The following is a 10,240-nucleotide window of genomic DNA, read 5'->3' as shown; positions in this document are numbered from 1 at the left end:
ACAGCCGTCTGTATCTGAAACGCCGACGCTCATTGGCCAGATCGCGCAGCTTTGCTCGCAATGCCACCTCCGACGGTCGGCACGACCGGTAGCGGATCGTCTTACGATCAACGGAGATGATCTGGCAGGTCCGCCGTTCCGAAAGACTCATGACGGTCTTCTGATGCGTGGCGGCTTCACGCTTGGCGACGGGCCCTACCATTTTTTTGCAAGAAGCTCGCGAAGCGCGGCAACATCCAACATCTGCTCGGCCAGCAGTTTCTTCAGCTTGGCATTCTCCTCTTCGAGCGCCTTCAGACGCTTCGCCTCGGACACTTCCATGCCGCCGTATTTGGCCTTCCAGTTGTAGAACGTCGCTTCMGATAKGCCATGTTTGCGGCACAGGTCAGCCGCTTTCGCGCCAGCCTCCTGCTTTCGCAGCACGCCGATGACCTGTTCTTCCGTAAATCTCTGCTTCTTCATTCGTCCGTCCTCTCATGGGCCGGACTCTAATCAATGCTGGAGGAAATTCGCAGTGGCAGGTCACTTCCACTTCATCGTCTTCCAAAATCAAGGTCGGCCGATTTGGACACTGCATGCCGGTTGATTGCCGACTTAACGGCGCTCCCAGCGCTGATTCCACACATGGTGCATCAAGCGCATGGCATCATGCGGGAGAAGCATCGCGTTTTCCGGATCCCCTCTTGACACCAAGGCGATCGACGGCATTAAATAGTTGTCAGACATCTTACAAAGATGCCCTGGCGTTCTTGGGAGGGAACATGCGATATTTCGGACTTATGCTCACGGGTGCAGCGCTTCTGGCAGCACCGATCGGTGCCTTTGCCGGCGAGACACTGGATCGCGTCATGGACAAAAAGGCGATGGTGGTGGCGACCAACAGCAGCTGGCCGCCCCAGAGCTTCCTTGACGACAACAATGAAATGGTCGGTTTCGATATCGATGTCTCGAAGGAAATCGCCAAGCGGCTCGGCGTCGAGGTGAGTTTCCAGACGCCGGACTGGGCGACCCTGACGGGCGGACGCTGGCAGGGCCGCTACGATCTCGGCGTCGGCTCGGTCACGCCGACCAAGGCGCGGGCGCAGGTCATCGATTTTGCGGGCATCTATTATTACAGCCCCTATGTCTACGTCGTCCACAAGGACAGCGCCGCCAAGACGGTCGCCGACCTCAAGGGCAAGGTGATCGGCGTGGAAACGGCGACGACCTCGGAAGACTTCGTGCGCCACCAGCTGGAGATCGACGCGCCCGGCCTGCCGCCGATCGAATACAATCTCGAGCCCGGCGAAATCCGCACCTTTGCCGACTCCATGCTGCCCTTCGACGATCTTCGCCTTGGCGACGGCGTCCGGCTGGATGCCGTGATCGCGCCGGAGCAGACGGCGAAGAACGCCATCAAGAACGGCTATCCGCTGCGCATCCTCGACGGCGGTTATGCCTTCCGTGAGCCGCTCGTCGTCATCGACGAGAAGGTCGATCCGGAATGGACGGCCAAGGTGGGCAGCCTGATCGCGGACATGAAGACCGACGGTACGCTCGCGGCGCTGACCACCAAATGGTACGGCAAGGACTACAGCGCCGATTGAGACCCCGACAGTGCCTGCGCCGCAGGCACTGTCTTTCCTTGCCGAAGCGATCCCTCATCATGACCTATCCGGATACCTATTATCGCCGCACGATGGCGAGCCCGCTCGAGCGCGCCCCGCTCTCGGGACCTGTCGAGGCCCAGACCGTGGTGATCGGCGGCGGCCTTGCCGGCCTGACGACGGCCCTGCAACTGGCGCGGGCCGGCCATGCCGTCGTCGTGCTGGAGGCCGAAAGCGTCGGCTTCGGCGCCTCCGGGCGCAATGGTGGCTTCGTCAGCCCGGGCTTTGCCACCGGCAGCGATGCGATTGCGCGGCTTGCCGGCGCCAGGGCCGCACAGGACATTCACCGCCTGTCGATCGAGGGCGTGGCCTTCGTGCGCGACACCATTCGCGACCTGTCGATCGTGGATGCGAAGCCTGTTCCCGGCATCACCAGTGTGACCCGGTACGACGATGGCGACAGCCTCCGCCGCTACGCGGACCAGATATCCCGGGACTACGGCTACACGCTCGACTATCTCGAGACCGATGCCGTCCGTGCGCGGTTGAAATCCCGGCGCTATTTCCAGGGCCTGCGTGACCCCCAGGCCTTCCACATGCATCCGCTCAATTATCTCCGGGCGCTGGCCGCCGAGATCGAGCGGCTGGGCGGGACGATCTTCGAGCGCACGCCTGCCACACGCTGCATGCTCGACGGCCCGGAAAAACGCATCGACACGCCGCAGGGTCGGGTCTCTGCGCGCCACGTCGTGTTCACGACCGGGGGATACACCGGCTCACTCGTCGGCCGCCTCCGCCGCGCCTACCTGCCCATCGCGACGTATGTCATGATCACCGAAGCCGCGCCCGACCTGATCCGCACCGCGATCGCGACCACGGATGCCATCGGCGACAACCGGCGGGCGGGCGATTACTACAGGGTCGTCGAGAACGGCACGCGCATTCTCTGGGGCGGACGGATCACGACACGCGCGGCGTCGCCGACAGCGCTTGCACAGGCATTGCGGCGCGAGATGCTCGGGACCTACCCGCAGCTGGAAGGGTTGAAGACCGAGCTCGCCTGGTCGGGCCTCATGTCCTATGCCCGCCACCTCATGCCGCAGATCGGGCAGATGCAGCCGGATGTCTGGCACTGCACCGCCTTTGGCGGCCATGGGCTGAACACGACGGCGATCGGCGGCAAGCTGGTTGCGGAAGGCATTCTCGGTCAGTCGGATCGCTACACGATGTTCTCGCCGTTCGGGCTCGTCTGGGCCGGCGGCGTTGCGGGCCTTGCCACCGCTCAGCTGACCTATTGGAAACTGCAGATGCAGGACTGGTGGCGCGAACGCGCAGCCTGATCCGGCGGGGAATCTCGATGCTCGGACGACTGATCCTAAACCATCCCGAAGCGGCGCGGCGCCTCTTCATCCTGTCCATCTTCACGCTTGTTGCTGCCGCTCTCTATGCAATGGGGATCAGCGCAGCCTGGATGGGCAAGCTTGCGCCATCGATGGCCGACTGGCTGCAGAACAACAAGCCGCTGGCGCGTATCGTGTCGGCGGTCACGATCGCCGCGCTGCTGGCGGTCAACTGGAAGCTCCTGCAGTTCCTCTCCCGCCGGCAGCAGATCGTCGCAGTCTGGCTGGAGCTGTTCACGCTCCTGATGCTGTTCTTCTATTCGTTCGACCTGTCGATTTCCTTCATCGCCCGCAAGATCGGCTTCATGATCTCGCAAGGCGTGGTGACGACGCTCTACATCTCGGCCATCTCGATTGCCATCGCCACCGTCATCGCGCTGGCGGGCGCCATCGCGAAACTGTCGAAGAACGGCGTCATCTACGGCCTCGCGACCTTCTACACCTCGCTCTTCCGCGGCTTGCCGCTGCTCATGCAGATCTACATCATCTATCTCGGCCTGCCGCAGGTGGGATATGTGATCGGCGCCATTCCCGCCGGCATCCTCGCCTTGTCGCTCTGCTACGGCGCCTACATGACCGAAATCTTCCGGGCCGGCATCGAGAGCATCCACCGCGGGCAGACGGAGGGCGCAACCGCGCTCGGTCTCAGCCCGAACCAGACGATGTTCCTCGTGATCCTGCCGCAGGCTATGCGCGTCATCGTGCCGCCGACGGGCAACCAGTTCATCGCCATGCTCAAGGACAGCTCGCTCGTCTCTGTCGTCGGCGTCTGGGAAATCATGTACCTCGCGCGCACCCAGGGGCAGACGGAGTTCCGTCACATCGAAATGCTGATCACGGCCTCGATGATCTACTGGATCCTGTCGATCGGCCTCGAGTTCCTGCAATCGCGCATCGAAGCCCATTTCGGCCGCTTCAACGCGCGCTGATCGTACGCCGCCCGACGATCCCGCCCCCCGCCCGCTCCCCAGCCGCCCGAATCCGCACCAACCGGAGATCATAGTCCCGTGTCGCAACCGACCCACATCGCCCCCGAGATTTCCCTGTCGGGCGTCCACAAATGGTATGGCAGCTTCCATGCGCTGGACGACATCACGCTCGATGTCGCGAAGAAGGAACGCATCGTCATCTGCGGGCCCTCGGGATCCGGAAAATCGACGCTGATCCGCTGCATCAACCGGCTCGAAGCCCATGAAGAGGGCCGCATCGTCGTTGGCGGTGTCGAGCTCGACGGCAACGAGAAGAACATCGACGAGGTCCGGCGGGACGTCGGCATGGTGTTTCAGCACTTCAATCTCTTTCCGCATCTGACGATCCTTGAAAACTGTACCCTTGCCCCGATCTGGGTGCGCAGGACGGCCAAGCCCGAGGCCATTGCGGCGGCCATGCATTATCTCGAACGCGTCCGGATCGCCGATCAGGCGCACAAATATCCCGGCCAGCTTTCCGGCGGTCAGCAGCAGCGCGTCGCCATCGCCCGGGCGCTCTGCATGAACCCGAACGTCATGCTGTTCGACGAACCGACCTCGGCGCTCGATCCGGAAATGGTCAAGGAGGTGCTGGACGCCATGGTGTCGCTGGCCGAGGACGGCATGACGATGATCTGCGTCACGCACGAGATGGGCTTTGCCCGCCAGGTCGCCGACCGGGTGATCTTCATGGATCGCGGCCGGGTGATCGAGGAAGCCGCCCCGGCCGCCTTCTTCGACAATCCACAAAGCGAGCGCAGCCGGGCGTTTCTCAGCCAGATCCTGCACTGACGCCCCGCTGAGCGCCGGAAACGAGACGCCTTCGTCTCACCCAGGTGTATCAGGGCCGGAGCTGTTTGCTCCGGCACCCGGCCACGGGAGCAATGCGCCTTACGGGTGGGGGGACGATCTCATGCATGTCGCCCGAAAGCGTGCAGCGGTTTCGGGAAACGACATACATCACAACAAGGACTTGAAGCATGTTGCGTGGATCCCTTTTCACGCAACGCGCTTCAGAGGGGCTGGATGTCCTGGGGGAAGCCGCCGACATGCGTGCAAGTCACTGCAGCGCGGCTGCGGCCGGCGATGAGGCAGTCCTGGAGATCGCGGCCGTCCATCATGGCGTGCAGGAAGCCCGCGATGAAACTGTCGCCCGCGCCTGTCGTATCGACCACGTCGACCGGCGCGATGCCGGTTTCGACCCGGGTGGCGCCATCCGTGGCGCAGGAGCCCCGCGCACCACGGGTCACGACCGCAAGGCGGGCACCATCGGCCAGGAACTGCGCCATCATCGCGTCGGCAGCGTCTCCGTCCTCGCCCGCCGAGCCGAAGGCAACACTGAGGCCGGCAACGCCGAGATGCGCGGAATCATTGTTGACGGAGACATCCTGCGAGAGGCTGCAGCCGGCGGCCGCTAGACGGCGCCGTACCAGGCCGTCGTCGGCGATCCAGCCGAGATGCACGTGATCCATCGCAAGAAGCGCCTGAAAATCCTCCGCATCGGGGATGTAGTTCTTGCAGACGCCGAAATCTTCATGGGCAAAGATACGCTCGCCCGTCGCCGTGATGTCGATGTTCGTGAAGGCCGTGTTGCCTGCGACCTCGCGCAGATGATCGGTGCGCACGCCGTTGGCGCGCAACAGATCGCGCGTTCGCGCACCATCCTTGTCGGTGCCGACCGCCCCGAAATAGGAAACGTCATGGCCGAGCAAGGCCAGCTGCACGGCAACGTTGATCGCGTTGCCACCGATCAGCGACTGGGCGACAGGCGGCTGGAAACGATCGACGCAATTGTCGCCGACAATGCCAAAACGGGCGGGAAACATCAGGCACCTTGCTCCAGTTTTGTAGAGTGCGCCGGGGCGATTGCCTCGGCACCAGGACATTGCAGACAAAACGGGTCAGCGCGTTCCGATCACCCTGCCCTGTCGAAACGGCATGGCAAGGGAAACCTTGCCATGCAACAGGCAACGCGATGCGCTGCCTCGGGTTCGCCGACGAGATCAGTACGCCACTTTTTTGTAGTAGCGGCGTGTCGTCAGCGGGTGGTCGCGCATCACTTCGAGATGGGCGCTGATCCGCTCGAGGACGGCTGCGAGAAGCACGGGGGACAGAAGGCCGCGAAGCTCGCTCGAAATACCCGGCAGGTCGAAGGCGGCGGTGTCGAGCACGGTGAGCTTGTCCGTGTAGGACGGCGCGAAGCTCTCGATGCGGTCGGCCAACGGGCGGCAGGCGTCCTCCCCCTTGAACAGGATGACGCTGACGCCCTTTTCGACCAGTTCCAGCGTGCCGTGAAAGAAGTCCGACGCGTGGACCGGCCGCGTGCGAATCCACTGCATCTCTTCCAGGATGCACATGCCGTAATAGAAGGCCTCCGGCCAGACATTTCCTGCACCCGTGACGATGTGATAATCCGAGCCCGCCAGGACGCGCGCAAAGGCTTCGGCCTGTCCCTCATAGGCGCGCTTGACCGCCAGAAGGCCGGCGGGAAGCTCTTGGATTTCACCGATCAGCTGATCGTAGTTCGCAATCTCGCCGCGGTGCTTCATGATCGACAGCGCGACGAAGAGGGACTGGAGATAGAAGGACTCGCAGGACGTGTCGTCTTCGGCGAAGTTGACGAAGACATGGTCCCCACCCTGCCCGAGCGGCGTCTCGGCATGGCCGACCAGCGTCAGGACCGTGGCGCCGATCTCCTTGATCTTCGCCAGAAGCGCCACGCTTTCCTTGGTCGTGCCGGACAGCGACGGCATCACCACGATCGAGTTGCGGGTGAGATTGGCCGAGCCGGTGATGACCAGTTCGGCCGTCAGGTCGATAAAGGCGGGGAAGCGCGACCGCCGCTGCAGCAGCTGGTAGGCCGGCTGCATCAGGATCGCCGCCCCGCCCGTGCCGAGGAAGAACACGCTGTCGGCACCCGCTTCCAGGCAGCGGCCGATGACCTCATCGAACCGGCCGGCGAGCGCGACCGCTCCCGACTGGATACGAAGATAGCGCTGTTCGTCGAAATTCAGCATGGCATTCCTCCCGTTCGGCGGACATGGCTCCGGCCTTGCCGCTCCTTCAATGTTGTAAGACAACTGACATCCGGCATCTTTCCTGTCAAGATGGTCCGGGATAGAATGGTGCGGCGAGAGCAAGCCAAATCCCGTTTCCCTCGAAGACTTCCCTCTTGCAAGAGCTCTTGTTGAGGAGGTGCGTAACGCCGGAAAGATTGGGACAACATCGTTCCAAGAGGCTCTGCTAATGCTTGACGCTTGACCAAAAGGCCGTTGTCGGACATGAAAGAATTTCACGGGAAGGGCACGAGGGTTGCTTTGGACGAGTCGCTTCGTGATGCCCGAACTCTTGTCATCCAGCTGCGCGACCGGATCTCGGATCTGATTCGCCAGGAGGGCCTGAAGCCCGGTGACAAGATGCCTACGGAAGCCCAGCTGACAGGGCGCTTCAAGATTTCGCGTGCGGCGGTGCGTGAGGCCCTTAAACTCCTTGAGCAGGACGATCTGATCTACGTCGAGCATGGGCGTGGCCGGTTCGTGTCGGCCATCGCCGCCGTTCAGGTCGATCGTCCCATCACGGCCTTCGAAAGCGTCACGGAGATGACGCGCCACTACGGCTACAAGCCGGTGAACCGTGTCCTGTCGATTTCGGAAGAGGAAGCCGATGCGGGTTTGCAGGCGCGCCTGCGGCTGGAAGCGACTGATCGCGTCATCCGCATCGAGCGGCTGCGGTTCGAAGAGGCGGTGCCGATCCTCTACTGCATCGATTACGTGCCGCGCGCCCTGATCCCCGGCGCGCTGGACGAGACCGACTGGAGCGGCTCGCTCCTCTCGCTGCTCGATCACCACAAGAAACGGCCGCGCATGTCATCCGCCCAGGTCACCGCCGTCATGCTGCCGGACGAGGTCATCGACCGCCATGATCTTGCAAGCTTCGGCCCTGCCCTGCTCATCACCGAAACCTGCTACACGGTCACGGGCATCCCCGTCATCTACGCGATCGACTATCATCGCGGCAGCCATTTCTCCTTCAGTCTCGTCCGGAAGTAACAAAGTGGACGACGCGTCCGGTCGAGATCGGCGCTGACCCGACACGCCGCAGGGCGCAAGGTCATCCCAAATTGCACATCCGGCTAATGATCGTCCGGCAGGCTGGCAAACAGGGTCGCCACGGCAGAGCCCAGGGTTTCCGTAGGGTTCGCGGCGCAGAAGGTTCGCACGTGGCGAAGGATCGAGGCTTCCGAGACGGTCGCGGTATCGCGGGGTCGCGCGCGCTCGCCGGAGATGCCGGCGTTGGATCCGCTGATGAAGCCCGAGCTCCACGCCGTGACGATGCGATCGAAATGCATGTCTCCGAGCATCTCGACCGTGGCCGCGCAGGAACTGGCGCCGATTCCGACATCCCTCGGCGCGTGCGCGGCATAGCTGCCGATCGCGTAGCTCATACAGATCACCGCCGTCACGCACCCGGCCATCGCCTTGAGCGGCAGGCTGCGTCTCGCCGGCAGTTTCTGATCATGGAACGTTTCGGTCATAGCGTGTCTCCAGGACCCGATATGACCCTCCGGAGATGAACCGGGACTGAATCCCGGCAGCGTTGGAGGCAAGCGTCTCGACAAGGCTCCGGCCGGAGGCAGCGCCCGTGTCCGCATTTCGACCCGTGGCGAAACCCATCTGCGGCCGTATGCGTCTCTTGTCGAAGGGCCTGTTTTCCATCGCCCGAGGATGTGCTGCGCAAAGGTTCCCATGCCGGGACTTCAGTCGGGTCCGGCATCAGACCTTTTTCGGTGCGGTTGCGCCTTTAGTGGGAGGCCGCCCGAAAAATGGAACTTTGGCCATAACAAAGGGCTTCAACGGTGATCCCGATCGTCGGGCAATGCAGAGAGATGGCGTCACCGCGATAGTCCAACGACGTCGCGGGAACGTAGACTGGCAACGATCATGACGCGCCGGGGTCCGGAGAGATGATGAACCGAAAGCTGTATCTCGCAAGCCTGATGGGCTGTCTCCTCGCCATAGCCCCCGTCCGCCCTGCGCTGGACAGGATGATCCCCTTTGACGGCGTTTGCGCCTTTGCCAAAGGCGGAAACAATGGCGGCGGCGGCAACGGCGGCGGAAACAACGGCGGCGGCAACGGCGGGGGGAACAGCAGCGGCGGGAACAACGGCGGAGGGAACAATGGTGGAGGGAACAATGGCGGGGGAAATTCGGGGAGCAGCGGGGGAGGCAATAGCAATGGCAGCAGCAATGGCAGCAGCAACGGCGGGCGCGGCAAGAGCGGTTCCGCGGGCAGCAGCAATGGGGACACGGGCGCCTCCGCACCGGCTTCGAGCCTTCCGGCCTTCTCGAGGCCGGATGCCGACGGGGCGGACGGTCAGGCCCTGAGCATACGGCATCGCAACGGTTTTCGGGAACAGTTGACCGGCGACCGCTACGTCATGCGGGATGCCCAGGGCCGTATCGTTGTCGATCGCCGCGCGACGCGGGCGGATCGCGAAAGGCTCCGGCGGCTGGCGATCCGCTGACGGCCAAGGCTGGAGCGCCTTGCCCTTAATCCCTCGACGCCGGTGACTAGAGCGGTGAGCGAGACCCCGTCAGCGGGGCTGGTTGGCGTCCCGCATGGCCAAGGCCGCCTCGGTGCGGTTCTTCACGTTCAGTTTCACGAAGATCCGCGTCATGTGATGCTTGATCGTCTTTTCATGCAGGTTCAGGTCGCGTGCGACCATCTTGTTGCTCAAGCCGGAGGCGACGAGCTTCAGCACGTCCTGCTCCCGGGCGGTCAGGCCGGCGAGCACGTCCTGATCGGCCGGCTTGGCATGGGCCTCCGTCATGTCGGCCACCAGCTTGAAGGACAGCGCCGGCGCAATGTAGCTTTCGCCGGAATGAACGGTCCGGATGATATCCGCGAGGGTGCGCGAGCCGACGCCCTTCAGCACATAGCCCTTGGCACCGCGCTGGATGGCTGTCTTGAGATCGTCGGCGCTTTCCGACACCGTCAGCATGATCAGAATGCGCGTCGGGCAATCCTCGAGGATGGGTTCGATCGCCTCCAGCCCGCCGCCCGGCAGCGAAATGTCGAGGAGCATGACGTCAGGCGCACATTCGCGCGACAGCCGGACGGCGTCGGCACTGCTGCTGCCCTCGCCCACGATCCGGAAACCGCCGATCTCATTGAGGCTGCGACTTACGCCTTCGCGAAACAGGGGATGGTCGTCCACCACGGCGATGCTGATCGCCTGTCCTGTATGCGCCGGACTTGCCGAAATCATACCCGCCTCTCTCATGTC

General features: G+C 63.2%; 10 protein-coding genes and 1 pseudogene. 6 read left to right on the top strand and 5 right to left on the bottom strand.

Translation table 11 applies throughout. The features are described from left to right. Nucleotides 1-462 (bottom strand): annotated as a pseudogene (locus tag ASG25_RS22400) (transposase); the annotation flags it as partial. Between the two features lie 317 nt (nt 463-779). Between ASG25_RS22400 and ASG25_RS21375 the strand changes: the two are divergent. The 4 genes from ASG25_RS21375 (at nt 780) to ASG25_RS21360 (ending at nt 4,746) form a co-directional block, all read left to right on the top strand. Next, nucleotides 780-1,586, top strand: coding sequence for a transporter substrate-binding domain-containing protein (locus ASG25_RS21375; RefSeq protein WP_244479480.1), 807 nt, complete (start codon nt 780-782; stop codon nt 1,584-1,586). Between the two features lie 59 nt (nt 1,587-1,645). After that, nucleotides 1,646-2,926, top strand: coding sequence for an FAD-binding oxidoreductase (locus tag ASG25_RS21370; protein WP_062479253.1), 1,281 nt, complete (start codon nt 1,646-1,648; stop codon nt 2,924-2,926). 17 nt (nt 2,927-2,943) lie between these two features. Continuing rightward, nucleotides 2,944-3,915 (top strand): amino acid ABC transporter permease, encoded by a 972-nt coding sequence (locus ASG25_RS21365; protein ID WP_062479290.1) that lies wholly within the window; start codon nt 2,944-2,946, stop codon nt 3,913-3,915. 78 nt (nt 3,916-3,993) lie between these two features. Next, nucleotides 3,994-4,746 carry an amino acid ABC transporter ATP-binding protein gene (locus ASG25_RS21360; RefSeq protein WP_062479250.1) on the top strand — a complete coding sequence of 251 codons (753 nt, stop codon included), beginning with the start codon at nt 3,994-3,996 and terminating at the stop codon, nt 4,744-4,746. A 221-nt stretch (nt 4,747-4,967) separates the two neighbouring features. Here ASG25_RS21360 and ASG25_RS21355 read toward each other — a convergent pair whose 3' ends face one another. Together ASG25_RS21355 and ASG25_RS21350 are read right to left on the bottom strand one after the other, a co-directional pair. Then, the gene (locus ASG25_RS21355) at nt 4,968-5,780 is read right to left on the bottom strand and encodes a PfkB family carbohydrate kinase (RefSeq protein WP_062479247.1); all 813 of its coding nucleotides are present in this window, start codon (nt 5,778-5,780) and stop codon (nt 4,968-4,970) included. A gap of 177 nt (nt 5,781-5,957) precedes the next feature. Next, the gene (locus ASG25_RS21350) at nt 5,958-6,971 is read right to left on the bottom strand and encodes an SIS domain-containing protein (protein ID WP_062479244.1); all 1,014 of its coding nucleotides are present in this window, start codon (nt 6,969-6,971) and stop codon (nt 5,958-5,960) included. Nucleotides 6,972-7,271: 300 nt separating this feature from the next. Between ASG25_RS21350 and ASG25_RS21345 the strand changes: the two genes are divergently transcribed. After that, nucleotides 7,272-8,003 (top strand): GntR family transcriptional regulator, encoded by a 732-nt coding sequence (locus tag ASG25_RS21345; protein WP_062479243.1) that lies wholly within the window; start codon nt 7,272-7,274, stop codon nt 8,001-8,003. Nucleotides 8,004-8,086: 83 nt separating this feature from the next. Here the strand turns inward: ASG25_RS21345 and ASG25_RS21340 are convergent, their stop codons facing one another. Further along, nucleotides 8,087-8,488, bottom strand: a complete 402-nt coding sequence (locus tag ASG25_RS21340; RefSeq protein WP_062479240.1) for a hypothetical protein — start codon at nt 8,486-8,488, stop codon at nt 8,087-8,089. A 432-nt stretch (nt 8,489-8,920) separates the two neighbouring features. Between ASG25_RS21340 and ASG25_RS22930 the strand changes: the two genes are divergently transcribed. Further along, entirely contained in the window at nt 8,921-9,478 is a 558-nt protein-coding gene (locus ASG25_RS22930; protein WP_062479237.1) for a hypothetical protein, read from the top strand. Nucleotides 9,479-9,547: 69 nt separating this feature from the next. On the opposite strand, the gene ASG25_RS21330 is transcribed toward ASG25_RS22930, so the two are convergent. After that, nucleotides 9,548-10,237, bottom strand: coding sequence for a response regulator transcription factor (locus tag ASG25_RS21330; protein WP_244479477.1), 690 nt, complete (start codon nt 10,235-10,237; stop codon nt 9,548-9,550). Nucleotides 10,238-10,240: the final 3 nt, after the last annotated feature.

Source organism: Rhizobium sp. Leaf384 (assembly GCF_001424065.1).
Taxonomy (GTDB): domain Bacteria; phylum Pseudomonadota; class Alphaproteobacteria; order Rhizobiales; family Rhizobiaceae; genus Ferranicluibacter.
This window is presented reverse-complemented; position numbering and strand designations above follow the sequence as displayed.

Bases quoted from the DNA above. Each gene is read 5' to 3' on its own strand.
- ASG25_RS21370 (WP_062479253.1), top strand. From the start codon at position 1,646: ATGACCTATCCGGATACCTATTATCGCCGCACGATGGCGAGCCCGCTC.
- ASG25_RS22930 (WP_062479237.1), top strand. From the start codon at position 8,921: ATGAACCGAAAGCTGTATCTCGCAAGCCTGATGGGCTGTCTCCTCGCC.
- ASG25_RS21350 (WP_062479244.1), bottom strand. From the start codon at position 6,971: ATGCTGAATTTCGACGAACAGCGCTATCTTCGTATCCAGTCGGGAGCG.
- ASG25_RS21355 (WP_062479247.1), bottom strand. From the start codon at position 5,780: ATGTTTCCCGCCCGTTTTGGCATTGTCGGCGACAATTGCGTCGATCGT.
- ASG25_RS21365 (WP_062479290.1), top strand. From the start codon at position 2,944: ATGCTCGGACGACTGATCCTAAACCATCCCGAAGCGGCGCGGCGCCTC.
- ASG25_RS21340 (WP_062479240.1), bottom strand. From the start codon at position 8,488: ATGACCGAAACGTTCCATGATCAGAAACTGCCGGCGAGACGCAGCCTG.
- ASG25_RS21330 (WP_244479477.1), bottom strand. From the start codon at position 10,237: ATGAGAGAGGCGGGTATGATTTCGGCAAGTCCGGCGCATACAGGACAG.
- ASG25_RS21375 (WP_244479480.1), top strand. From the start codon at position 780: ATGCTCACGGGTGCAGCGCTTCTGGCAGCACCGATCGGTGCCTTTGCC.